This is a genomic window from Gemmatimonadota bacterium (assembly GCA_016713785.1).
GTDB lineage: Bacteria > Gemmatimonadota > Gemmatimonadetes > Gemmatimonadales > GWC2-71-9 > JADJOM01.
The window spans coordinates 570,473-594,053 of the sequence record JADJOM010000001.1; the positions used below are offsets into that span (position 1 = coordinate 570,473).

21 protein-coding genes and 1 pseudogene are annotated in these 23,581 nt (G+C 73.1%); 13 read left to right on the top strand and 9 right to left on the bottom strand.

Annotation, left to right across the window (positions count from 1 at the left end; translation table 11 throughout):
• Nucleotides 1-130 precede the first annotated feature (130 nt).
• The 5 genes from IPJ95_02520 to IPJ95_02540 all read left to right on the top strand — a co-directional run bounded on the left by IPJ95_02520 (nucleotide 131) and on the right by IPJ95_02540 (nucleotide 5,267).
• Nucleotides 131-1,009: a hypothetical protein gene (locus IPJ95_02520; GenBank protein ID MBK7922489.1), complete on the top strand. Its 879-nt coding sequence runs from the start codon at nucleotides 131-133 to the stop codon at nucleotides 1,007-1,009.
• A 279-nt stretch (nucleotides 1,010-1,288) separates the two neighbouring features.
• Nucleotides 1,289-2,128, top strand: a complete 840-nt coding sequence (locus IPJ95_02525) for a zinc metalloprotease HtpX (protein ID MBK7922490.1) — start codon at nucleotides 1,289-1,291, stop codon at nucleotides 2,126-2,128.
• A 63-nt stretch (nucleotides 2,129-2,191) separates the two neighbouring features.
• Entirely contained in the window at nucleotides 2,192-3,064 is an 873-nt protein-coding gene (locus IPJ95_02530) for a TerC family protein (protein MBK7922491.1), read from the top strand.
• 69 nt (nucleotides 3,065-3,133) lie between these two features.
• Nucleotides 3,134-3,922, top strand: coding sequence for an SDR family oxidoreductase (locus IPJ95_02535; GenBank protein ID MBK7922492.1), 789 nt, complete (start codon nucleotides 3,134-3,136; stop codon nucleotides 3,920-3,922).
• Nucleotides 3,923-3,944: 22 nt separating this feature from the next.
• Nucleotides 3,945-5,267 carry an MFS transporter gene (locus IPJ95_02540; protein ID MBK7922493.1) on the top strand — a complete coding sequence of 441 codons (1,323 nt, stop codon included), beginning with the start codon at nucleotides 3,945-3,947 and terminating at the stop codon, nucleotides 5,265-5,267.
• Here IPJ95_02540 and IPJ95_02545 read toward each other — a convergent pair whose 3' ends face one another.
• Entirely contained in the window at nucleotides 5,268-6,797 is a 1,530-nt protein-coding gene (locus IPJ95_02545) for a hypothetical protein (protein ID MBK7922494.1), read from the bottom strand.
• Nucleotides 6,798-6,929: 132 nt separating this feature from the next.
• On the opposite strand from IPJ95_02545, the gene IPJ95_02550 reads away from it, so the two are divergent.
• The 6 genes from IPJ95_02550 (at nucleotide 6,930) to IPJ95_02575 (ending at nucleotide 12,079) form a co-directional block, all read left to right on the top strand.
• Complete coding sequence (locus IPJ95_02550; protein MBK7922495.1) at nucleotides 6,930-7,340, top strand: hypothetical protein; 411 nt, start codon at nucleotides 6,930-6,932, stop codon at nucleotides 7,338-7,340.
• Nucleotides 7,341-7,577: 237 nt separating this feature from the next.
• On the top strand, nucleotides 7,578-8,585 hold the full coding sequence (locus IPJ95_02555) for a M20/M25/M40 family metallo-hydrolase (GenBank protein MBK7922496.1): 1,008 nt from the start codon (nucleotides 7,578-7,580) through the stop codon (nucleotides 8,583-8,585).
• Complete coding sequence (gene asd, locus IPJ95_02560; protein MBK7922497.1) at nucleotides 8,582-9,640, top strand: aspartate-semialdehyde dehydrogenase; 1,059 nt, start codon at nucleotides 8,582-8,584, stop codon at nucleotides 9,638-9,640. Before IPJ95_02555 ends, asd begins: the two co-directional genes overlap by 4 nt.
• Complete coding sequence (locus IPJ95_02565; GenBank protein ID MBK7922498.1) at nucleotides 9,637-10,341, top strand: dihydrodipicolinate reductase; 705 nt, start codon at nucleotides 9,637-9,639, stop codon at nucleotides 10,339-10,341. Before asd ends, IPJ95_02565 begins: the two co-directional genes overlap by 4 nt.
• Entirely contained in the window at nucleotides 10,338-11,243 is a 906-nt protein-coding gene (locus IPJ95_02570) for a 4-hydroxy-tetrahydrodipicolinate synthase (GenBank protein MBK7922499.1), read from the top strand. The genes IPJ95_02565 and IPJ95_02570 overlap by 4 nt, the downstream gene beginning before the upstream one ends.
• Nucleotides 11,240-12,079: a 2,3,4,5-tetrahydropyridine-2,6-dicarboxylate N-succinyltransferase gene (locus IPJ95_02575; GenBank protein MBK7922500.1), complete on the top strand. Its 840-nt coding sequence runs from the start codon at nucleotides 11,240-11,242 to the stop codon at nucleotides 12,077-12,079. Before IPJ95_02570 ends, IPJ95_02575 begins: the two co-directional genes overlap by 4 nt.
• An 8-nt stretch (nucleotides 12,080-12,087) precedes the next feature.
• Here the strand turns inward: IPJ95_02575 and IPJ95_02580 are convergent, their stop codons facing one another.
• The 5 genes from IPJ95_02580 to IPJ95_02600 form a co-directional block, all read right to left on the bottom strand.
• Nucleotides 12,088-12,228 carry a hypothetical protein gene (locus IPJ95_02580; GenBank protein MBK7922501.1) on the bottom strand — a complete coding sequence of 47 codons (141 nt, stop codon included), beginning with the start codon at nucleotides 12,226-12,228 and terminating at the stop codon, nucleotides 12,088-12,090.
• Nucleotides 12,221-14,047, bottom strand: coding sequence for a hypothetical protein (locus tag IPJ95_02585; GenBank protein ID MBK7922502.1), 1,827 nt, complete (start codon nucleotides 14,045-14,047; stop codon nucleotides 12,221-12,223). The genes IPJ95_02580 and IPJ95_02585 overlap by 8 nt, the downstream gene beginning before the upstream one ends.
• On the bottom strand, nucleotides 14,034-15,293 hold the full coding sequence (locus IPJ95_02590; GenBank protein MBK7922503.1) for a hypothetical protein: 1,260 nt from the start codon (nucleotides 15,291-15,293) through the stop codon (nucleotides 14,034-14,036). Before IPJ95_02590 ends, IPJ95_02585 begins: the two co-directional genes overlap by 14 nt.
• Before the next feature lie 143 nt (nucleotides 15,294-15,436).
• On the bottom strand, nucleotides 15,437-16,696 hold the full coding sequence (locus tag IPJ95_02595) for a diguanylate cyclase (protein ID MBK7922504.1): 1,260 nt from the start codon (nucleotides 16,694-16,696) through the stop codon (nucleotides 15,437-15,439).
• A 1-nt stretch (nucleotide 16,697) separates the two neighbouring features.
• Nucleotides 16,698-18,365 carry a 4Fe-4S dicluster domain-containing protein gene (locus IPJ95_02600; GenBank protein ID MBK7922505.1) on the bottom strand — a complete coding sequence of 556 codons (1,668 nt, stop codon included), beginning with the start codon at nucleotides 18,363-18,365 and terminating at the stop codon, nucleotides 16,698-16,700.
• Between the two features lie 87 nt (nucleotides 18,366-18,452).
• Between IPJ95_02600 and IPJ95_02605 the strand changes: the two genes are divergently transcribed.
• Both IPJ95_02605 and IPJ95_02610 read left to right on the top strand, forming a co-directional pair.
• Complete coding sequence (locus IPJ95_02605) at nucleotides 18,453-18,953, top strand: isoprenylcysteine carboxylmethyltransferase family protein (GenBank protein ID MBK7922506.1); 501 nt, start codon at nucleotides 18,453-18,455, stop codon at nucleotides 18,951-18,953.
• Nucleotides 18,954-18,994: 41 nt separating this feature from the next.
• Nucleotides 18,995-20,247, top strand: a pseudogene (locus IPJ95_02610) (pyridoxal phosphate-dependent aminotransferase).
• A gap of 134 nt (nucleotides 20,248-20,381) precedes the next feature.
• Here the strand turns inward: IPJ95_02610 and IPJ95_02615 are convergent.
• From IPJ95_02615 to IPJ95_02625, 3 genes are all read right to left on the bottom strand, one after another.
• Nucleotides 20,382-21,548: an APC family permease gene (locus IPJ95_02615; protein MBK7922507.1), complete on the bottom strand. Its 1,167-nt coding sequence runs from the start codon at nucleotides 21,546-21,548 to the stop codon at nucleotides 20,382-20,384.
• Nucleotides 21,549-21,765: 217 nt separating this feature from the next.
• Nucleotides 21,766-22,737, bottom strand: coding sequence for an electron transfer flavoprotein subunit alpha/FixB family protein (locus tag IPJ95_02620; protein ID MBK7922508.1), 972 nt, complete (start codon nucleotides 22,735-22,737; stop codon nucleotides 21,766-21,768).
• Nucleotides 22,737-23,486: an electron transfer flavoprotein subunit beta/FixA family protein gene (locus IPJ95_02625; protein MBK7922509.1), complete on the bottom strand. Its 750-nt coding sequence runs from the start codon at nucleotides 23,484-23,486 to the stop codon at nucleotides 22,737-22,739. The genes IPJ95_02620 and IPJ95_02625 overlap by 1 nt, the downstream gene beginning before the upstream one ends.
• Between the last annotated feature and the right edge of the window lie 95 nt (nucleotides 23,487-23,581).

Below are 23,581 nucleotides of genomic sequence, written 5' to 3' on the forward strand. Positions count from 1 at the left end.
GGCACTTCCCGACCTCGCCCGCGCCAACCTCCACCTCCGCACCGCGAGCCGGATCCTGGTCCGGCTCGGCTCGTTCCACGCCCGCGCGCTCGGCGAGCTCGAGCGCAAGCTGGCGCTGCTGCCGTGGGGGGTGTGGCTGCCGGCGGGCACCCGGGTGCAGGCGCGGGTCAGCTGCCACAAGTCGCGGCTCTATCACCAGAAGGCCATCGCCGAGCGCGTGATCCGGGCCTCGGGGTGCCCGGCGGCGCCCCCGGCGGGCCCCGACGGGGAGCCCGAGCCGGGGACCCAGCTGGTGGTGGTGCGCCTGTTGCGCGACGAGGTCACCGTGAGCCTCGACAGCTCCGGCACGCTGCTGCACCGCCGGGGCTACCGGCTGGAGACCGCCAAGGCGCCGCTCCGCGAGACGTTGGCCGCGGCACTGCTGCTGGCCGGCGAATGGGACCCGGGCACCCCGCTGGTGGACCCGATGTGCGGCTCGGGCACCGTTGCCATCGAGGCGGCGCTGCTGGCGCGGGCCATCGCCCCCGGCGCCGGGCGCGCCTTCCGCTTCCGCCACTGGCTGCCGTGGGACGACGGGTCGTGGGCACCGCTGCTCGCGGCGGCACGCGCGGCCGAGCGGCCGCGGGCGGGGGCGGAGCTCGTGGCCAGCGACCGCGACGCGGGCGCCATCCGGGCCGCCCGCGCCAACGCCGACCGCGCCGGCGTGGCGGCCGACATCCGCTTCGTGGAGCGCAGTGTCAGCGACCTCGACGCCCACGCGGGGCCGGGCCAGCTGGTGAGCAACCCGCCCTACGGCGTGCGGGTGAGCGAGGGGCGCGAGCTGCGCGACCTCTTTGCCCGGCTGGGCCAGCGGTGCCGGGAGCGGCTGCCGGGCTTCGCGGTGACGCTGCTGGTGCCCGAGATGCCGCTGGAGCGGGCCACGGGGCTCCCCTTCCGGGAGCTGTTCCGTACCCAGAACGGCGGGCTGCTGGTGCGCGCGGTCCACGCCCCCGGCCGGCCGGAAGGGTGAACAGCCCCGGGCGGGGCGCCGGCGGGGGCGCCGTTGACGCGCGGGGCTCCGGCCCTTAGAGTTCCGCCCCTGAAGGGGAGTAGCTTATCCGCCTCGCGGCGGACGCCCTCATCGTCAAGACTGCAGCCCAGGGCCGGGAGAACCGGCACCCGCTGCACGGTGATGGCAGGCAGGTGGAGCCTCTGGTCCATCATGCAGAGCGAGACCTTCGCGGCGTCGGCGCGCACCAGGTGCGTGCCGTCCGGCCGCGGAGGTCTCGCTGAGTTTTTGGAGGGTACGATGAACAACCTGAAGACCGCCGTCCTCATGGCGGGCATGATCGCCCTGCTCATGGCCGCCGGCCAGGTGCTGGGGGGCACCAACGGGCTCATCCTCGGCTCCATCCTGGGCCTGGGGATGAACTTCGTGATGTACTTCTTCTCCGACCGCATGGTGCTCCGGATGTACGGGGCGCAGGTGGTGACCGAGCAGGAGGCGCCGGAGCTCTACCGGATGGTGGACCGGCTGCGGCAGCGCGCCGGGCTCCCGATGCCGGTGGTGGCCGTGGCCCCGCACGACCAGCCCAATGCCTTTGCCACCGGACGCAGCCCCGCCAAGGCCGTGGTGGCGGTGACCACGGGCATCCTCCGCGCCATGCCGCAGGAGGAGCTCGAGGGCGTGATCGCGCACGAGCTGGCGCACATCAAGAACCGCGACATGCTCATCAGCACCATCGCGGCGGGCATCGCCGGCATGATCGGCAATCTGCCCTGGCTGCTCATGTTCGCCGGCGGATCGCGGGACGACGAGCAGCGCAACCCGCTCGGCGAGCTGGCGCTGGTGCTCCTGGCGCCGGTGGCGGCGATGCTGATCCAGTTCGCCATCTCGCGGCAGCGCGAGTTCGAGGCCGACCGGGTGGGCGCCGAGATCCTGGGCCGCCCCCTGCCGCTGGCCCGGGCGCTCACGCGGCTCGACTCCCTGGCGCACCAGATCCCCATGCAGGTGGCCCCGGCCGCGGCGCCGCTGGCGCAGGTCAATCCGCTGGCGGCGATGGGCGGCGGCGTAATGCGGCTCTTCAGCACCCATCCGCCCACCGAGGAGCGCGTGGCGCGCCTCGAGGCGATGGCCGCGGGACGCTGAGTGCCCGTCACCACCCATTCGCCCGAGGTCTGGCTCACGTTCGTCGTGGTCGTCGGCAGCCTGATGGTGCTCGACCTCGGCGTCCTCAACCGGAAGTCGCACATCCTCGGGCAGCGGGAGGCCCTGACCTGGAGCGCCAGCATCGTCACGCTGGCGCTCCTCTTTGGCGCCTTCCTCTGGTGGGAGGTGGGGTCGACCACGGCGCTCGAGTACTACGCCGGCTACCTGATCGAGCTCTCGCTCAGCGTCGACAACCTGTTCGTCTTCCTCATGGTGTTCCAGTACTTCGCGGTGCCGGCGGCGCTGCAGCCCCGGGTGCTCAAGTGGGGCATCTTCGGCGCGATGCTCATGCGGGCGGTGATGATCGGCGCCGGCGCGCTGCTGCTGCAGCAGTTCACCTGGATCGTCTACGTCTTCGGCGGGGTGCTGGTGCTCACCGGCCTCAAGATGTTCCGGGGCGGGGACGAGCGGGTGGAGCCGGAGAAGAACCCCCTGGTGCGGCTGGCCCGGAAGGTCTTCCCGGTGACGCCCGCCTACGAGGGGCAGCACTTCTTCGTGCGGAACGCGAGCGGCGTGCTGATGGCCACCCCGCTGCTGCTGGTGCTGCTGGTGGTGGAATGGAGCGACCTGGTCTTCGCCATCGACAGCATCCCGGCGGTCTTCGCGGTGACCCGCGACCCGTTCGTGGTGTACGCCTCGAACCTCTTCGCCATCCTCGGGCTCCGGGCGCTGTTCTTCGTGCTCGCGGGCGCGATGGACAACTTCCGCTTCCTCAAGCCCGGCGTGGCGCTGATCCTGCTCTTCGTCGGCGCCAAGATGATCGCCAGCGCCTGGATCCACCCCTCCACGGTGGTGTCGCTGGTGGTGATCGTCACGATCCTCGCCGGCGCGATCGGCCTCTCGCTGCTCCGGCCCGGGCAGGTGGACCAGGCGTAGGCCCGGGCCCGGGTGGCACTCCCGCCCCCGGGCGCGCATCTTTCGCGGGTCCGGCCCCGCCGGCCCCTCATGCCCGATCTCTTTCGCGACACCACGGTCCTGATCACCGGCGCCAGCCGCGGCATCGGCGCGGCCTTCGCCCGGTTGCTGGCGCCGCGGGGCGCGCGGCTCCTCCTGGTGGCGCGCCACGTCGCGGACCTCGAGCGGGTGGCCGCGTCGGTCCGGCAGCTCGGCGGGTCGGCCGAGGTCTTCCCGGCGGACCTAGCCCCGGCCGAGGCGCCGGCACGGCTGGCCACGGCGGTGGCCGCGCGCGGCTTCACGGTGGATCACCTCATCAACAACGCCGGCATCGGGCCGCAGGGACGCTTCCAGGACCTGCCGGTGACGGCGCAGCTGCCCGTGATCGACGTGAACGTGCGGGCGGTGACGGCGCTGGCGGGGCTGTTCCTGCCCGGGATGGTGGCGCGGCGGCGCGGCGGCATCCTCAACGTGGCGAGCACCGCCGCCTGGCAGGGCCTCACCTGGCTCCCGGTCTACTCCGGCTCCAAGGCGTACGTCATCACCTGGAGCGAGGCGACGTGGGGCGGGCTCCGCGGCACCGGGGTGCGCTGCTGCTGCGTCTCGCCCGGGCCGGTTGACACCCCGTTCTTCGACGCCAACGGCCTCACCGGCCGGCCGCCGCGCTGGCTGATGCAGTCGGCGGAGGCGGTCGCGGCCCGCGGGCTCCGCGCCTACGCCCGCGACGACTGCCACGTGCTCCCCTTCCTCCCCTTCCGGCTGGCGGCGTGGAGCACCCGCCTGGTGCCCCGCGCCCTGGCCGCTCGGCTCGGCGCCCGCTACGGCAAGCCGCCCGGCTGACCACCCTCACCCCCCTCGGACCATGAGCCTCCTCGACCGGCTGGGCCTGCACCGCCGTGAGCTGCGCGCCTGGGCGATGTACGACTGGGCCAACTCCGCCATGGTGACCACGATCGTCACCGCGGTGTTCCCCATCTACTTCGTCCGCGTGGCGGGCGCCGACCTCGAGCCGGCGATGGCCACCCGCCGCCTGGCCGACATCACCACCATCGGCCTCGGCATCATCGCGGTGCTCTCCCCGATCATGGGCACCATCGCCGACCGGGCCGGCGTCAAGAAGCGGCTGCTCGGCATCTCCCTCGGCGTCGGCGTCTCCGCCGTGGCGCTCATGTTCCTGATCCAGCGGGGCGACCTGCTGCTCGCGAGCCTGCTGTTCGTGGTGGCCAACATCGCCGTCAACGCGAGCTACGTCTGCTACGACTCCTTCCTCCCCCACATCGCGCGGGGAGACGAGATGGACCGGGTGTCCACCGCGGGGTACGCCCTGGGCTACGTGGGCGGCGGGGTGCTGCTGGCGTTCAACCTGGCGTGGATCAAGATGCCGCACTGGTTCGGGCTGCCGAGCGGGCCGGACCTGACCCCGGCGCAGGCCACGCTCCCCACCCGGCTGGCGTTCGTCTCGGTGGCGGTGTGGTGGCTGGTCTTCTCCATCCCCCTCTTCCGCCACGTGCCGGAGCCGCCGCCCACCGGCGACGGCCGCATCCGCATCGGCAAGGCCTTCGGCGAGCTGGGCGACACCTTCCGGCAGCTCGGCAAGTTCCCGCAGGCGCTGCTGATGCTGATCGCGTTCCTGATCTACAACGACGGCATCGGCACCATCATCCGGATGGCCACCGCCTACGGCAGCGAGATCGGCATCGGCGACGCGGACCTGATCGCCGCGATCATGATCACCCAGTTCGTGGGGATTCCCTTCGCCTTCCTGTTCGGCGGCCTCGCGGGGAAGATCGGCGCCAAGCGCGCCATCTTCCTCGGGCTGGTGGCCTACATGGTGATCAGCATGCTCGGCTACCGGATGCAGACCGCCCGCGACTTCCTGGTGCTGGCGCTGCTGGTCGGGGTGGTGCAGGGCGGGACGCAGGCGCTGTCGCGCTCGCTGTTCGCGAGCATGATCCCCCGGCAGCGCTCGGCGGAGTTCTTCGGGTTCTTCGCGGTCGTGGAAAAATTCGCGGGGATCTTCGGGCCGTGGATCTTTGCCCGGGTGATCACGGCCACGGGATCGAGCCGGGGCGCGATCCTGGCCGTGGTGGCGTTCTTCATCGTGGGCGGGGCGCTGCTCTACTTCGTCAGGGTGGACGAGGGGCAGGCCGCGGCGCGCGCGGCGGAGGCCGCCGAGGCGGCCTGATCAGCGGCGGGGCGGCGGCGCGCCCTGGGCGGTGAACTCGAGCTTGCTCCGCAGCGTGACGACCCGCCCCTCGATCGTCAGGCGCACCAGGCCGAGCGCGTCGTCGAGGTCGAGCTTCCCGGCGCCCCGGAAACTCTTGAGGGTCCCGCCGGTGAGGGTCAGTTCCACCCGCCCCGGCCGCTCCCCCGGCTGCCACCGGCCGGTGAGCGTGGCGGTGGTATCCCCTTCCACGATCGTGACCTCCGCGTCCTGTCCCGGCTTGAGCGCCACCCGGAGCTTCCGCACCGCGCGCGGCGCCTGGTTGGGCAGGGCCAGCGTCCCCGTGCCCGCCTTTTCGGTGGTGAGCTCCGCCACCAGCGCGGGGGTGCCTTCGTCGCCCGGGTCGAACAGCAGCCGCGCGCCGTCGGTGGCGCGGAAGGTGAGCGCCCAGCTGGCGCTGCCCTGGCGGCCGGTGAGGGTGAGGGTGCGCCAGCGCTCCTCGCCGCTCATCTCGAGCGTGCCGGTGCCGGTGGTCCCGCCGCCGAGCGAGCCGCTGGTCAGGTCGAGCGAGAGCTTCGGCTCCTGGCCCCGCTGCAGCCAGGTGCCGGCGAAGGCGAAGCGCTCCTTCGCCCCCTGCACCTGCACCACCGCCTCCCAGTTCCGCTTGAGGTGCACCCGGACCAGCACCGCCTGGTCGCGCGCTACGCCGTTCACCATGAGGGTGCCGGTGCCGCGCATGGTCTTCTCCACGCTGGTCACCAGCGGCCCGCTGTCGTCGTACTCGAGCGCCACGCTCCGGCCGGTGAAGTCGATCTTCACCGGGCCGTGGTCGGTGGGCCCCTCGAGCACCACCCGGTCCCAGCCGTTGCGGCGGGAGAGCGACACGGTGCCGCGCAGGTCGGCCTCGTCGTCGTCCCACTCGGGCACCGACAGCCGGACCGAGGCGGCGTCGAGGTTGCCGGTCCACCGCCCGTCCACCGTGTACAGCTCGGTGCCCCACATCCGAAGCTGGGCCCGTCCGTTCCTGTAGAGCCGCACCCGGGCGCGGGTCACCTGCACCACGGTGGTGTCGGCGGTGATGGTGCCCTCGCCGTTGCGCGTGGTGGCCACCTCGCCCGGCCCGGCGGCGGGCCCGTCGTCGCGCCCGCTGGTCCGCCCCTCGAAGCTGAATTCGAAGCGGCCGTCGCGGTTGCCGCCGCTGAAGCGGAGCCGCTCCACCGCGGTGCGGTCGAGGTAGAGCCGGCCGGTGCCGTCGGCGGCGCGGTCGAACGCCTCGTCCAGCCGCAGGCCCACCGAGCCGGCCACCGGATCGCCCGACCAGGTGCCCATGAACACCCAGCGGTTGCGGCCCTTGAACAGCCCGAGCTCGAGCCCGCCGTTCTGGTAGAGGGTGGCCTCCACCCGGGTGATTTCCTGGGCCGCCACGCCGTCGCCGGTGAGCAGGCGGCCCTCGCCATCGGCCACGTAGATGGTGCGGGCCACCTGCTGGGCGCCGAGGGCGGCCGGCAGCAGGGCGAGGAGGATCGGCACGGCGGCGGCGCTTCTGGGCATCGGCGGGGCTCCGGGAGTCGAGGGCAACGGCCGAAGGTTCACCGCGCCCCGTGAGGCCGTCAAGCCGCCGCGCTTGAGCGGGGACGGGCATGCCCCTAGCTTCCCGCCTCACCTCGCCCCCCGGAGGCGGTCATGGAACGTCCGCTCGGCGTCACCGTACTCGGCGTGCTCTCGCTGGTGTCAGGCCTGTGGCGCCTGCTCAAGGCGCTGGCCTGGTTCGGCATCGGCGGCGGGGTGGCGCTGATCACGGCCATCGCCAACCCGGTGGCGGGCGCGGTGGTGGGGGGCATGGCCATCGTCTTCGGCAGCCTGGCCCTGGTCACCGGCATCCTGTCGCTGGTCTTTGCGTGGGGCGCCTTCACCCTGAAGCCCTGGGCCTGGACCCTGGGCGCGGTGACCCACGGCTGCATCCTGGCCTGGTCGCTGCTGGCGGTGCTCGGACCGGGGATCCTCTCCGAGCGGTGGGTGGACATCGCGGTGAGCGGCACCGTGCTGTACTACCTGACCCGGCCGGAGATCAAGCGGGCCTTCGGGAAGGCCTGAGCCGCCCGCGGCCCCTTGTATGAATTCTCACCGTTCCGTATGTTGGAGCCATGACCCGTCACGCCCCGTTCGCTCCCGCGCTGCCCGGCACCGGCACGCGCACCAAGAAGCCCATGACCGCGCGCGGGGAGCGACGGCCAGCCTGAACTGCTGTCGACAGGCCTGACTGATCCGCCCCGCCCGCGACACGCCGGCGGGGTTTTGCATTGCTGGGGCCCGGGAGGGCCGGGAGGCAGGGTGGACGTCCTCGACCTGACGCGGGAGCTGGTGCAGCTGGAGACCCCCACGGGCCACGAGGGCCCGGCGGTGGACTGCCTGGCCGCGCTGCTGGGCCGCCTGGGCTACCGGGTGGTGCGGCAGCCGGTGACCCCGGGCCGCGACAACCTCTACGCCTGGCGCGAGCCCCCGGTGGTGGTCTTCTCCACCCACCTCGACTGCGTGCCGCCCTACGTGCCGCTGCGCGAGGACGAGACCTGGCTGCACGGCCGCGGCACCTGCGACGCCAAGGGCCTCGCCGCCGCGATGGTGACGGCCGCGGAACAGCTCGCCGCCGCCGGCGAGCGGCGGATCGGGCTCCTGTTCGTGGTGGGCGAGGAGAACGGCTCCGACGGCGCCCAGTGCGCCCACGAGCTCGGCCCCAAGGGGCGCTTCCTCATCAACGGCGAGCCCACCGAGAACCGGCTGAGCATCGGGCAGAAGGGCTCGCTCAAGGTGGTGCTGGAGTGCGCCGGCATCGCCGCCCACAGCGCCTATCCGGAGGAGGGCCGCTCCGCGCTGCTGCCGATCCTCGACACCCTCGAACGGATCCGCGCCCTGCCCCAGCCCACCGACCCGCTGCTGGGCCAGGGAACGCTCAACGTGGGCGTGCTCGAGGGCGGCGTGGCCCCGAACGTCATCCCGCCGTCGGGGCGGGCGGAGCTGCTGCTCCGGCTGGTGGGGCCGTCGGACGCCATGCGGCAGGCGATCGCCGGCTGCGCGGTCGGCGGGGTGACGGTCACCTTCCCCACCGAGCTGCCGTACTTCAAGAACACCGCGCCGCCCCCGGCGGGGTGGGACACCACGGTGGTGCACTACGCCAGCGACCTCCCCTTCCACCAGGCGTGGGGGCAGGGATTCCAGCTGGGCCCGGGCACCATCCGGGTGGCGCACACCCGGGACGAGCGCATCGCCAAGGCGGAGCTGCGGGAAGGGGTGCGGCTCTACGCCAAGCTGGCGCAGGACCTGATCCGGAGCGAGGCACCATGACGGCGGCGAAGATCCCGGTGACCATCCTCGGTGCCACCGGCACCGTAGGCCAGAAGTTCGTGCGGCTGCTCGAGGCCCACCCCTGGTTCGAGATCGCGTCGGTGGCGGCGAGCGCGCAGAGCGCGGGCAAGCGCTACGGTGACGTCGTCCGCTGGCGCGAGAGCACGCCCCTGCCCGAGCGGGTGGCCGCGATGACCGTGGCCGCCGCGGCGCCGGGGATCCCGGGCCGCATCGCCTTCTCTGCCATCGAGGCCGACATCGCCGGCGAGGTGGAGCAGGCCCTTGCGCGGGCAGGGGTCTACGTGGTGACCAACACCAAGACCCACCGGATGGATCCCGACATCCCGCTGCTCATCCCCGAGGTGAACCCGGCGCACCTCGACCTGCTGCCGCGGCAGCAGCGGACACGGGGCTGGCGCGGCGGGATCGTGGCCAACCCCAACTGCTCCACCGCCGGGCTGGTGCTCGGCGTGGCCCCGCTGCACCAGGCGTTCGGGATCCAGAAGCTCTTCGTGGCCACCATGCAGGCGGTGAGCGGCGCCGGCTATCCCGGCGTGGCGAGCCTCGACGCGCTGGGGAACGTCATCCCGCACATCGGCGGCGAAGAAGAGAAGATGGAGCAGGAGACGGCCAAGATCCTGGGCGGCTTCGCCGGGGAGCAGGTCGTGACCGCGCCCATCACCACCAGCGCGCACACCAACCGGGTGCCGGTGATCGACGGCCACCTCGAGGTGGTGTCGGTCGGCTTCGGGCGGCGGGTGGCCCCGGACGAGGCGATCGCCGCGCTGGAGGCGTTCCGCGCCCCCGCCGGCGTGGCGGAGCTCCCCTCCACCCCGGCGCGCCCCGTGGAGTACGACCGCCGCCCGGACCGGCCGCAGTCGCGGCTCGACCTCGACCGCGGCGCGGGGATGACCGTCACCGTGGGCCGGGTGCGTCCCTGCAACCTGCTCGACCTCCGGCTGGTGCTGCTGTCCCACAATACCGTCCGGGGGGCGGCCGGGGCCGCGATCCAGAACGCCGAGCTGCTGGTGGCGCGGGGCTACGTGGCGCGATGAGCCTCCGCCTGGCGCTGGTGGGAGACGGCCGGATGTCCCGGGCCCTCGCCGCGCTGGCGCCGGCGGAGGGACACCGGATCGTGACCGTCATCGCCGGGGACGAGAACGCCGGGGGCGCGGCGCTCACCGCGGCGCGGCTGGCCGGGGTGGACGTGGCGCTCGAGTTCACCGCCCCCGCGGCCGCGGCCGGCAACCTGCTCCGCCTGGCGGCGCTCGGGGTGCCGACGGTCACCGGCACCACCGGGTGGCTCGACCGGCTGCCGGAGGTGCAGGCCGCGGTCACCAGTCACCGCGCGGCGCTGCTCCACGCCGCCAACTTCTCCGTGGGCGTGCAGCTCTTCCTGCGCACCGCCCGGACGCTGGCGGCGCAGTTCGCGGGGCGGCCGGGCTTCGGCGCCTGGGTGGAGGAGACCCACCACGCGCAGAAGCGGGACGCTCCCTCAGGCACCGCGCGGGCGCTGGCGGCCGCCCTGCGCGCCGGGGACCCAGCGAGGGAGTTTCCGGTCACCAGCATCCGCGCCGGCCACGTGCCGGGGACGCACACCGTGGCGTACGACGCGCCGTACGAGACCATCCGCTTCACCCACGAGGCGCGCGGGCGCGAAGTGTTCGCCGCCGGGGCGCTGGCGGCGGCGGCGTGGCTGGTGGGGCGCGAGGGAGTCTACACGTTCGACCAGATGCTCTTCGGGGAGGCACCATGACGACCACGCTCGGGGGATGCGGGACGGCGCTCGTGACGCCGTTCGCGCCGGATGGCTCGGTGGACGTCGAGGCGCTCCGGAAGCTCGTGGCCTGGCAGGTGGAGGAGGGCATCGACTTCCTGGTCCCCTGCGGCTCCACCGGCGAGGCCCAGACCCTCTCCGCCGAGGAGCGGATGCTGGTGGTGCGCACGGTGGTGGAGGCCGCCGCCGGCCGGGTGCCGGTGATGGCGGGCGCCACCCACAACGACACCCGCGAGGCCGTGGCCGAGGCGCGGCGGATGAGCGGGCTCGGGGTGACGTGGCTGCTCTCCGCCACGCCGTACTACAACAAGCCCACGCCCGAGGGGCTGGTGCAGCACTTCACGGCCATCGCCGACGCCGCCTCGGTGCCGGTCTGCCTCTACAACGTGCCCGGGCGGACGGCGGTGAACCTGCGGCCGGACACGGTGCTCCGGCTGGCGGAGCACCCGAACATCATCGGCATCAAGGAATCCTCGGGCGACCTGCCCCAGGTGCAGCACCTGCTGCTGGGGCGGCCGGAGGGGTTCGCGGTGCTCTCGGGCGAGGACAACCTGACGCTGGCGATCCTGGCCGCCGGCGGCGACGGCCTCATCTCGGTGGCGGGCAACGAGATCCCCGCGCTGATGACGCGGCTGGTGCAGCTGGGCCGGCGGGGCCGCATGGCGGAGGCCCGCGAGCTGTTCTACCAGGCGCTGCCGCTGCTCGAGGCCAACTTCCTCGAGACCAACCCGGCGCCGGTCAAGGCGGCGCTGGCGGCGATGGGCCGGATTGGGAACCGGCTCCGCCTGCCGCTGGTGCCGCTCTCCGAGCAGCGCCGCGCGCCGCTGCTCGCGGCGCTGCGGGAGGCCGGCGTGGAGCCGGCGGGCGCGGTGGCGCCGTGAGCGGGGACCTCGAGGCACGGATCGGGGCGTTCGCCGCCGGGGTGCCGGCCGGCGCGGAGGCCGAGGCGCGCGCCGCCTTCCAGGAGCTCAAGGTGGCGCTCAACGCCGGCACCGTGCGCGCGGCGGTGCGCGGCGCCGACGGCGCCTGGCGTGCCCAGCCCTGGGTCAAGGCCGGCATCCTGCTCGGCTTCCGGCTCGGCGTGGTCACGCCCATGGCGCTCGGCAGCCCGTTCCCCTTCTTCGACAAGGACACCTGGCCGCTCCGCCCGATGACCCTCGGCGACGGGGTGCGGATCGTGCCCGGGGGCAGCGCCATCCGCGATGGCTGCCATGTGGCGGCGGGGGTGGTGATCATGCCACCGGCGTTCATCAACGTCGGCGCCTACGTGGATACCGGGACCATGGTCGACAGCCACGCGCTGGTGGGCAGCTGCGCGCAGGTGGGCAAGCGGGTGCACCTCTCGGCCGCGGCCCAGGTGGGCGGGGTGCTGGAGCCGGTGGGGGCGCTGCCGGTGATCCTCGAGGACGACGTGCTGGTGGGCGGCAACTGCGGGGTCTACGAGGGGACGATCGTCCGCGAGGGCGCGGTGCTGGCGCCGGGGACCATCCTGACCGCGGGCACCGTGGTGTTCGACCTGGTGCGCAACACCCGCTACCGCCGCGACGGCGACCGGCCCCTCGAGATCCCCGCCGGCGCGGTGGTGGTGCCGGGGAGCCGCCCGGTGTCGAGCGGGCCGGGGCAGGCGCTGGGGCTCGCGCTCTACGCCCCGGTGATCATCAAGTACCGCGACGAGAAGACCGACACGGCGGTGCGGCTGGAGGAGCTGCTGCGGTAGGCGGCTCCCTACGGCCGCACGATCGTCACCTGCGGCAGCGTGCGCACCCCGTCCGACAGCTCCACCCGCACCCCGTGGCCGGCGTCGGGGAGCCGGGCCCGGCCCCCGCGCGCAAACGACAGCACCTCGCCGGTGCGGGCGTCACGCACCAGCGCCATCGGGTAGGCGGCGTTCCAGCGCAGGTCGAGGGTGCCGTTGGCCTGCACGGTGGTGAGCGCGGGATCGGCGGCGGCGCCGCCGGCGCGGAGCTGCGCCGCGGGCGCCCGGAGCACGGTGAGTCCGTGCCCCACCAGCCGGAGGCTCGCCAGGCGCGCCTCCTCGCCGGCGCTCAGCGGCACCACGAAGGCGAAGTGCTCCTCCCCGCCGTTGGGCAGGTCGGGGACGGCGTCGCCGGCGAAGCTCAGGCCGAAGATCGGCTGGCCCTGCGCATCGAGCGCCTCCACCCGGTGCGGGCCCGGGCGGGCCGGCAGCCGCGCCGGCGCCTGCACCACGAACGACGGCTCCAGGATCACGTTCCCCGCCACGATGCGGCCCCACAGCAGCAGGCCCCGGCCGGCGGTGGTACCGGTGCGGACCGGCCCCCTGCTGGTCGGGGGCGGTGCCCCGCCAGGCCAGGATGGCGCTGTAGGTGTAGTCGCTGACCCAGTCGGGATCGCAGTAGCTCATGAGGTCCACGAAGCCCGAGGGCGACTTGAGCGTCAGGCCCGTCAGGTCGAGCCCCCAGCTCCCGATGGTGGCGTTGGCGTAGGGATAGCCCGGGTCGGGGCCGCTCGGATTGCCGCAGGGGGCGTGGTTGCGCCCGAAGTTGTGCCCCAGCTCGTGGGCGATCACGCCCGGCGCGCTGGAGACCTTGTCCCACGAGATCGACGCCGGCGCCCCGATGTAGCCGAGCCCCGCGATGCCCCCGCCGTAGGTCACCTGGATGATGCCCACGTAGTGGCTGGTGCTGCCATCGGTGGCGCGGAGCGCGCCCACCTCGCCCAGGGTCTGGCCCCAGCCGTTGTTGCCGTCATTGGCCTGGTAGACCGGCGCGTCGGTGGTGTAGGTGGTGCGGACGTCCGCGGTGACCTGCCCCAGCGGGAACATGCGCCGGGTGGTCTCGATGAAGGCGGCCTTGTTGCCGGCGTTCACCGTGCCGGTGAGGTCGTTCACCGACTGCTTGACCGGCACGAAGCGCACCGTGAACGGCGGCACGTTCTGCACCGTCACCGCCTGGGTCCCCGCCCCGCCGGGCCAGCGGTTGTCGGACTCGCTGGTCTCCGGCACGGCGTCGCCGGGATCCACCTCCACCTGGTAGCTCAGCCCCGCGAGCACCCGCGCCCCCGGGATCAGCACATTCCACGACTTGGACAGGGTAGCGGTATCGGGCGCCTGCGGCACCTGCACCAGCGGCGCCGCCACCAGCAGCGAGTCCACCGGCGTGCCCCCCTGGTAGAGCCGCACCCGCACCGCCGGCTGGGCGCCGTTGGCGCCGCTCGCCACCACGAAGACCCGCAGCATGGCGTCCCGGCCGCCCACCATCGGGATGCTGCCGTCGGCCCGCTGGCTGCTCTGGATGAGCTGGGTCCCGGCCACCGTCAGGTTGACGGTGGTGGCGGGGCCGCCGGTGTACGCCACCGCGACCTGCGCGGTGTCGCCGTCGGCGACCACCACGCTGTCGGGCGCCGCGCTCGCGGTCCAGGTCTGGGCCTGCGCGTTCACGTAGCCGGTGGAGACGCGATAGGTCCCCTCCTGCAGGCCGTTGAGCATCGCGGAGGCGGAGAGATCCTTGTCGTAGCCGTTGGGACCGGTCACGGTCACCCGCGCCGCCGCGCCCGCGGGGAGGCCGCTCACCGCGACCGCGAGGTGACCCGAGCCGGCGGGGCCGGAGCCGCCGCCGTCACCGCCGCCGCAGGCGGCGAGCAGCGTGGCCAGCAGCACCGCGCGGGCGCGCCACGGGACGAGACCGGCAAGGTCAGTTCGGGGCATGGACACCGTTCCCTCCGTACGACCGGGTGGCCCCGAACGCCTGCGACTCCAGCGGCCAGGGGCGGGTATTGTCGAGCGAGGCCAGCTTCTGCTTCACGGAGCCGGGGAAGGCCACGGTATCGGCGTGGCCACCGAAGGGATCGGTGTACCACACCTTCGGCCCCCCGGCGTTGTTGAGCACCGTCTGGTTGAAGTACACCTCGCGCACCAGCCCGTTGAGGGTGGAGCGCGGGTCGTCCCACGTGACATCGGAGACGCCGCCGTCGTCGGTGGAGGCACTGCAGGCGCCCCCGGCGGCGCGGTCGCCGTTGGGCTCCACCTCGTAGCAGGCGTCGAGGGAGCGGCCGGTCAGGTCGCCGCGCCCCCCATCGTAGTATCGGCTGGGGGCGAAGACGGCAAAGTGCGGGTCGAAGTAGGCCAGCTGGCTGCCGTCGCCCCGGCGCAGGTAGTTGCCGCTCACCCAGTCCTCGTAGAGCCCCTCGCCGAACTGGGAGAACCCGCCGCCGGGCACCAGGATGAAGTCGGTGATGCAGGAGCGGTCGGGGATGAACCGCACCCCGCTCCCGGCCGGGGAGTTGGCCGGCACGGGGGTGCCCGCGACCACCACCGTGGCCTTGTCGCAGGAGCGGGTGAACTCCCCCGGCGTCCCGAAGGCCACCATGAGCGTGGCGTGCAGCTCGGTGCCGTCGGTGCACCGGACGTGGTACGCCAGCTCGTGCAGGTTGTTGGTGAAGGCGTCCTTGCTGTGCGTCCCCTGGTGGATCTTGGTCAGGAAGTCGCACTGCACCCCGATGTTCACCCGCTGGGCGCCCACCGTCCGCTGCAGCTCCACCCCGTTCTCCCACTCGATCTTGTGCCCCACGTGATCCTCGAGCCGGGTGCCCGCCGGGTCCCAGGTCTCCAGCGCCTCGTTGGCCACCCCGAACGGGATCGGCCCCGTGGTGCCGTACAGCGTCGAGTGCTTCGGGTTGCGGCCGTGCTCGTGGCCGAAGGTGCAGCCGGTCTTCGCGTCCACCGGCGGGTGCCAGGTGGGGTAGAGCTTCCCGTCCGGACCCACCACGCTGTAGCCGTCGTGGATCTCCTTGGTACAGGTATCCCAGTGGCTTGGCGTCCAGCGGCCATAGGCCTGGCTCACCCCGGTGGGGGCCGGGCCGCCGCCGGCGTCGTCACCGCGCTGGCAGGCGGCCAGCACCATGGCGCCGAGCAGCAGCGCGGCCAGCCCAGGGGCATGGGCGGAAGGGAGCATCGGCGGCCTCATGGGGCGGCAGACAAGGAAGATCCGGGCCAGCACCGACCGGCTTGGCCCGAAGGCTGTAGCAGAATGTGACAGGAAGTGATGAGTGGCGCGGTGCCGCGGGTCACGTTCCCAAGCTGTTGCTTGGCAACGTATTAGGAGGCTGACTCCTGCTCCCCTGACGGCCGGCCGGTGAGTACGAACAGGGCGGCGGCCGGCGGCGGCCCGATCACCCGGTTGCGACCGGCCTCCTTGGCCTCGAAGAGCCGGGCATCCGCCCGGTCGAGCAGGTCTTCCGCACGGGTGCCGTCGTAGCCGTAGGCGGCCACCCCGATGCTGATGGTGACGTGCCCGAGCCCGCTGCGGCGCGGCAGCGCGATGGCCAGGCTGTCGACCATCTTCCGGATGGCCTCGGCCCGCTCCATGGCGGCGTCGGGGTGCATCCCGGGGAAGAGCGCCACGAACTCCTCGCCGCCGTAGCGTACCACCACGTCGCTGACCCGGCTGTCACGCTGCAGCGCCCCGGCCACCACCTGGAGCGCCACGTCGCCGGCGGCGTGCCCGTGGGTGTCGTTGAAGTGCTTGAAGTGGTCCACGTCGAGCATCAGCAGCGCCACCGGCTCGCCGTAGCGGCGGGCCCGGGACAGTTCCGCGGTGACCCGCTCGTCGAAGTAGCTCCGGTTGGGGAGCCCGGTGAGCCGGTCGATGCGCGACTGGCCCCGCAGCCGCTGGCTCCGGAGCACGATGGCCACCGCGAGCAGCGTGGCCACGCCGAGCAGCACCAGGCGCGACACCTGGGTGGCCCAGTCGAAGGCGCCGTAGCCGTACTGGTCGAGGGCGGGGTCGGCGAGGTCGAAGCGGTAGTGGGCGGTGAGCACCAGCGCGAGGTACTGCGTCATGGCCAGCCCGCCCGCGGCCAGGCAGATGCGGGTGTCGTAGCGGAGCGCGGTGGCGCCGACGGCCACGAAGTACACCTCGAAGAGCAGCCGGCTGTTCACCGTGGTGAGCGGCTGCCCCACCGTCAGGAACGCCGCCAGCGCCATGCTGACGCAGCTCACGTCGAGCAGGCTGGTGGCCAGGCCGAGCCAGGGGCGGTAGAAGTCGCCGCGGAGCAGCAGCTGGGCGCCGACCGCGAGCCCGAATCCCACCAGCCCCGCCGCGAGTCCCACCAGCCCCGCCATGCGGTTGGCGGGATCGAGCGCCAGGTTGATGATCGGGATGGGGAGCAGCAGCAGGATGAGGACCGTGCGCACCCGGGCCACCAGCAGCTCCCCCTCCGCCCCGGCGTCCATCTGCAGCGGGTCGGGGGGCTGTACCACCCGCCGCCACAGCGGCAGCTCCGGCTCCACCGGCACCACTTCGGGGATGCTGATGGCGCGGGACCGGCGTCGGGAGTGGAGGTAGCCCTGGGTCACGTCACATCAACCGGTACTTGGGGCCGGACCCGCCCTCGCGCGGGGTCCAGCGCGGACCCAGGACGTCGGTGGCCTTGCAGTCCACACAGTTGGGGGCGTTGACCCGGAGTTCGTCGCCCACCCGCTCATAGACGCCGGCGGGGCAGAGATGGGCGTAGAACTCCGCCACCTCGGGCGAGATGTCCGGCCCCACCAGCAGGTGCGAGGGGACGGTGTCGCGGGTGGCATTGCCGGCCTTGAAGACAGCGTCGAGCTTGCTGAAGGTGAGGATGCCATCGGGCGACGGCTCGACGGCCCGGCGGCTCGGCGGCTCGAGCTCACGGGGACGCTCGGCGTCCTCGTGCATGGCGATGCGGCCACCGGGGAAGGCCCCGCCGGTGAGCGTCATGAGCCCCGCCTTGATCCCGCCGCGGACCAGGCCATCCTTGAACGCCAGCCGCATGTTCCGGGTGCGGTGCATGTCGCCCACGATGTAGCTCTCGTTCACCATCCGGTCGTACCCGGCGAGCTGCGCGGCGGAGGTGTCGCCCGCCTTGAGCGCCTGGAACGCCGCGCGCGCCGCGTAGATCCCCGACTGGATGGCGTAGTGCACCCCCTTGAGCGAGGGGACGTCCACGAAGCCCACCGTGTCGCCGGCCATGAGGAGGCCGTCGCCGGAGCGGCGCGAGGGGAGCGCGTAGTAGCCGCCCTCGGGGATGGTCTTGGCGCCCCACTCGAGCAGCTCGCCGCCCTCGAGCACGGGCCGGATGAGCGGGTGCCGCTTGAGCCGCTGCAGCAGCTGGTGCACGTCGAGCGCGGCCTCGCGGTAGTCGAGCCCCACCACGATGCAGAGCGAGACCATCTCGGGGCCGAGCGGGTACAGGAAGGTGCCGCCGAAGGCGGTGCTCGGCAGCGGCCAGCCCAGGGTGTGGATCACCCGGTCGAGCGGACGGCGGACCTTCCAGACCTCCTTGACGCCCAGCGCGAAGATCTGCGGGTTGTCGGAGCGCACCTGCTGCCACTCGCGCCACGCCTGGCCCAGCGTGCCGCGGGTCCCCTCGGTGAGCACGGTGATCTTCGCGGTGACGTCGGTGGGCTCCTGGTAGCCCTCGCCGGGCTGGCCGTCACGGGTGAGGCCGCTGGGCGTGGTGCGCACGCCGGTGACGGCGGTGCCGCTCACCAGCAGCGCGTCGGCCGGGAAGCCGGGGAGGATGTTCACCCCCAGCGCCTCGGCCTGCTCCCCAAGCCAGCGCACCACCTCGCACAGGGAGGCGGTGTAGAATCCCTGGTTGTGCATGGTGGGCGGGGTGGGGATCTTGAGCGAGCCGCCCTCAGTCAGGAAATACACCGCCTCGCCGCTGACCGCCTGGCGGAAGGGGAACTCGCTGTCGGGCTTGTCGGGGAACAGCTCCCGGAGCGCCACCGGGTTGATCACGGCCCCGCTCAGGCTGTGCTCGCCCAGGCTCCCGGCCTTCTCCAGGACGGCGATATTCACGTCGGGGAAGCCGGAGCCGGTGGCCTGCTCGCGCTGCACCAGGCCAGCCAGCTCGATGGCGCCGGCCAGCCCGGCGGGCCCAGCCCCCACGAAGACCACGTCCATCTCCAGCGCCTCGGCGCTGGGGGGGGCGGTCCGGATGAGCTGGTCGAGGGGGAGGCCGCGCTGGTGCCGGCGGGGCAGAATCGGGGTCACGGGTAGCCGTTCCTCTGAGGGTACCGGAAGGGTGGGGGAATATAAGGTGCTATCGGCCGGTGGCGAGGTGATCCAGAGGGGGGTCCCGTGAGGCTGGACGGGGCGTTCCGGGACCCGTGGGTCTGGGGGCAGTTCACGCTGGCGGCCCTGCTGTGCGGGGGGCTGCCCTGGCTGGCCGGCCAGACCCCGCCGGGGGGCCCGGCGGGCTGGCTGCTGCACCCCGGCGGCCCCCGGTGGCCCGGACTGTTCCCCTTGGCCGCCGGGCTGGGCTTCGCGGCCGCCGGCGCCGCGGCGCTGGGCCGGAACCTGACTCCGGCCACCACCCCCGTGGCCGATGGCGCGATGATCGAGGCCGGCGCTTACCGCTGGGTCCGCCACCCGATCTACACCGGGGTGATCCTGGCCCTGGCGGGGGTGTGCTGGCTCCTGACCGGCTGGACCGCCGGCCTGCTGGCCCTGGTGGTGGCGTGGGGATACTTCGACCGGAAGGCGGCCGCGGAGGAGCGGAAACTGGTGGTCCGCTACCCGGGATACGACGCCTATCGCCGGCGGGTGCCCAAGCTGCTGCCCTACCGCATCCCGCTATAATCCAGCACTCGATCGCTCCCGCACCTCATTCCGGCCAGGCCATGCAGGCACCGCAGATCCCGGGGTTCCGCCCCGTCCCGTTCACGGGCGTCATCTACGTCATGGCCGAGGCGGCGCGCCACGGCTACCGCTACGGCCACCCGGAGTGGTGCAACCTGGGCCAGGGAATGCCGGAGACCGGCCCGCTGCCGGGGGCGCCCCCGCGGGTGGAGTCGGTGCAGATCGCCCTCGACGACCAGGAATACGCCCCGGTGCCCGGCATCCCCGAGCTGCGGCAGGCGGTGGCGGCGCTCTACAACGAACTGTTCCGGCAGGGGAAGGCATCGCAGTACACCGAGAAGAACGTCTGCATCTGCGGCGGGGGGCGGGCCTCGCTGACCCGGGCGGTGGCCGCGCTGGGCGAGATCAACCTGGGGCACTTCCTCCCCGACTACACCGCGTACGAGGAGCTGCTCGACATCTTCAAGCTGTTCAGCTCGATCCCCATCCTGCTCGACGGCGCCCGGGGGTACGAGTTCTCGGTGGACGACCTGCGCCGCGAGATCACCGGCCGCGGCCTCTCCGCGGTGCTGCTCTCCAACCCCAACAACCCCACCGGCCGGGTGATCCGCGACGGCGAGCTGGAGCGCTGGGTGGCCACGGCGCGGGAGCTGGCCTGCGCGCTGCTGCTGGACGAGTTCTACTCCCACTATGTCTGGACCGGCACGGGCGACGACGCCATCGTCTCGGCAGCGCGCTACGTCGAGGACGTGGACCGCGACCCGATCGTGATCTTCGACGGCCTCACCAAGAACTGGCGCTATCCGGGGTGGCGCTGCACCTGGATCGTGGGGCCGCGCGCGGTGATCGACGCCGTCTCCAGCACCGGCTCCTTCCTCGACGGCGGAGGCAGCAAGCCGCTGCAGCGCTCGGCGGTGCCGCTGCTCGCCCCCGACGTGGTGCGAGCCGAGACCGCGGCCATCCGCTCGGCGTTCCTGCGCAAGAAGCAGATCCTCAAGTCGGGCCTCGAGGCGGCGGGGATGCGGCTCGACCTCGACCCCGACGGCACCTTCTACTGCTGGGCCGACGTCTCCGCGCTGCCCGCCGGCCTCAACGACGGGATGTCGTTCTTCAAGGCGGCGGTCAAGGAGAAGGTGATCTGCGTGCCGGGGAGTTCTTCGACATCAACCCGGGCAAGCGGCGCAGCGGGCGGCCGTCGCGGTTCCGGCAGTACGTCCGCCTCTCGTTCGGCCCCGAGGAGGCGTCGGTGGCCGAGGGCGTGGCCCGCATCCAGCGGCTGGTGGGGGGACGGTGAAACGGTAGGGGCGGTAAGGGCGGTACCGCCCTTACCGCCTACCGCCTACCGCCTTACCGCCCTACCGCCCTACCGCCACTCCCTCGGGCCCGGGTCGCGACTGCGTCGCTCCCGAAGGGCCCTCGGTCGCCGCCCTACCGCCGCACCGTCAGCCGGAACACCGGATAGCTCACCAGCAGCAGCGCCACGGCCCAGCGGGAGTTGGCGGGGTCGCCGATGACGTTGCCCGCCAGGAATCCCACCGAGCCGAGCACCAGCAGCCAGGTGACCACGGGGTGGCCCAGGGCGCGGTAGGGGCGCGGGGTGTCGGGCTCGCGGCGGCGCAGCACGATCACCGAGGTGAACGACAGCAGGTAGTTGAGCACAAAGAAGAACGCCGTCACCGCCAGCACCTGGTCGAAGGTCCCGGTGACCAGCATCCCGGTGGTGATCAGGGCGGTGAAGAGCAGCGTGGCGAGGGGCGAGCCGCCGGTGCTGACCCGCCGCGCGCCGGCCCAGAAGAGGCCGTCCTCGCTCATGGCGTGGGGCACCCGGCTCCCCATGAGCAGGATGGCGCTCGCGGCGCTGAGCAGCGACAGGATGAGCACCACCCGCACCGCCGCCTCCCCCGCCGGCCCGAACAGCACCCCCGCCGCCGTGGCCGCCACCAGCGTCTGTCCCGCCATCTGGTCCAGCGGCAGCACCCGCATGTAGGCCAGGTTGAGCAACAGGTAGATGACGATGATCAGCACCACGCCCCCGGCCATGGCCCGGGGAATCTGCCGCCCCGGGTCGCGCACCTCGCCGCTGAAGTAGAGCATCCCGTTCCAGCCGTCGTAGGTGTAGATCACCCCCTGCAACGCGATGATCACCGCGGTGAGCCCGGGCAGGGCGTGCACCACCGCCGCGCTTTCCGGGCGCGCCGGGGCCGCGGCGAGCAGGCAGGCCACCGCGAGGCCCACCAGCAGCACCACCTTGAGCAGGCTGGTGACCTGCTGGGTGAGGTCGCCGGTGCGGATGCCCATGCCGTGGATCCCGGCGAAGAGGAAGGTCACCCCGACCGCCACGGCCACGGCGTACGGGGCGAGCCCGGGCACCAGCACGCCGAGGTAGTCGCCGATGGAGATGGTCACCACGGCCATCGAGCCGCAGGTGGAGATCCAGTCGCTCCAGCCGATCACGAAGCCGGCGTAGTCGCCGAGGGCGCGGCGGGCGAAGACGTACTGTCCCCCGAGCGGGGCACCATGGCGCCGAGCTCGGCGAGGGTGAGCGCGCCGAGCAGGGCGTAGAGGCCGCCCACCAGCCAGGCGCCGAGGAACCAGGCCGGCTCCGGCAGGCGCGCGGCGACCTCCCCCGGGGTGCGGAGGATGCCGATGCCGATGGTGTTGCCGATGATGACGGCGAGGCCGAAGGCCACGCCGAGGATCTGGAGCAGCCGCCCCCGGGAGGGGGCGGCGGCGGGGGTGGCGGGTGCGGTCACGAGGGCTCCGAGGGGGTCGACGCCAAGGTACGCGCCGCCGGCCCCTGGGGCCAGCGGCGTTATCCCTCGCCGCGGAGCTTCTTCACCTCGGCGGTGAGCCGGGGCACGATCTCGAACAGGTCGCCCACGATGCCGTAGTCGGCCACCTTGAAGATCGGGGCGTCCTTGTCGCGGTTGATGGCGACGATGGTCTTGGCGGTGCGCATGCCGGCCAGGTGCTGGATGGCGCCGGAGATGCCCACGGCCACGTAGAGGTTGGGACTCACCGTCTTGCCGGTCTGCCCCACCTGCGCGCCATGCTCCCGCCAGCCGGCATCCACGACGGCGCGGCTGGCGCCGACGGCCGCGTTCCCGAGCGCGGCCGCCAGCTCCTCCAGCAGCTTGAAGTGCTCCGGCTCCTTGAGCCCGCGACCGCCGCTCACCACCACCGGCGCCTCGGCCACGTCGAGGGCGGCGGAGGCGGGGGCCTTGACCCCGGTGACCTTCACCCGCGCGGTGAACGCCGGGACCGTGGCGGTGCCCGCCGCGCCCGCCCTGGGCGCGTCGGCGGTGGCGAAGGTGTTGGGCCGGATGGTGGCGAGGGCGGTAGCGCCGTCGAGCCGCACCCGCGCCAGCACCTTGCCGGCGTACATGGGCCTGGTGGCGACGACCTTGCCGCCCTCCACCTCGAGCGCGGTGACGTCGGTGGCCAGGGCGGCGCCGAGCCGGGCGGCCACCCGCGGGGCGAGGTCGCGCCCGGTGGCGGTCGAGGCGAAGAGCACCACCGTGGCCCCCGCGGCCGCCGCCGCCACCGTGGCGGCGTAGCCGTCGGGCTGGTACAGCGCAAAGTCGGCGTGGGTGGCGCTGAGCACCTGGTCGGCGCCCACCCGCGCCAGCGCGTCGGTGCCGGTCACGGGGCCGCCGCCGATCACCAGCGCGTCCACCGTGCCGCCCAGGGCGTCGGCCAGCCGCCGCGCGGCCGAGACCACTTCGAGGGACACCTTGCGCAGCGCGCCGTCGCGCTGCTCGGTCACCGCGAGGATGCGGGTCATCAGATCACCTTCGCTTCGTCACGGAGGAGCTTCACCAGGGCCGGCACCGCGTCGGCGCCCTCGCCGACGATCTGGCCCGGCTTGCGGTCGGGCGGCAGGGTCAGGCCGAGCAGCGTGAGGCCGCCGGCCGCCGGCGCCACCGGCTTCACCTCGAGCGGCTTCTTCTTGGCGGCCATGATCCCCTTGAGGCTGGGGAGCCGCGGGGTGTTGAGGCCCTTGTCGCAGGTGAGCACCGCGGGGAGGCTGGCCGTGCTCACCTCCACGCCGCCCTCGATCTCGCGCTCGGCCTCGAGCGCGCCACCGCTCACCGCGAGCTTCACCACGGAGGTGACGCAGGGGAGCTCCAGCAGCTCGGCCACCATCGGGCCCACCTGGTGGTTGTAGTCATCCACCGCGAGCTTGCCGAACAGCACCAGGTCGTAGCCGGCGCCCTTGAGCTCGGCGGCCAGCGCGCGGGCCACCTCCAGCCCGTCGGCGCTCCCGGCCGACTGCAGCAGCACCGCCCGGTCCACCCCCATGGCGAGCGCGGTGCGGAGGGTCTCCTGCGCGGCGTCGCTGCCCAGGCAGTACGCCACGACCTCGCCCGCCCCGGCCGCCTCCTTCTGCTTGAGCGCCTCCTCGAGGGCGTACTCGTCGTAGGGGTTCACGACGAACTTCACGCCCGCCTCGTCGATGGACTTGCCGTCGGTGCCGACCACGATGCGGCTGGTGGTGTCGGGCACCCGCTTCAGGCAGACCGCTATGCGCACAGCACACCTCGTTCGGGGGTCATTCGGGGACGTCCGGCCGCCGAAAAGGTAGCCAAGTCGGGGCGGGGCGGACAGTTGTCGACCTCGAGAACTGC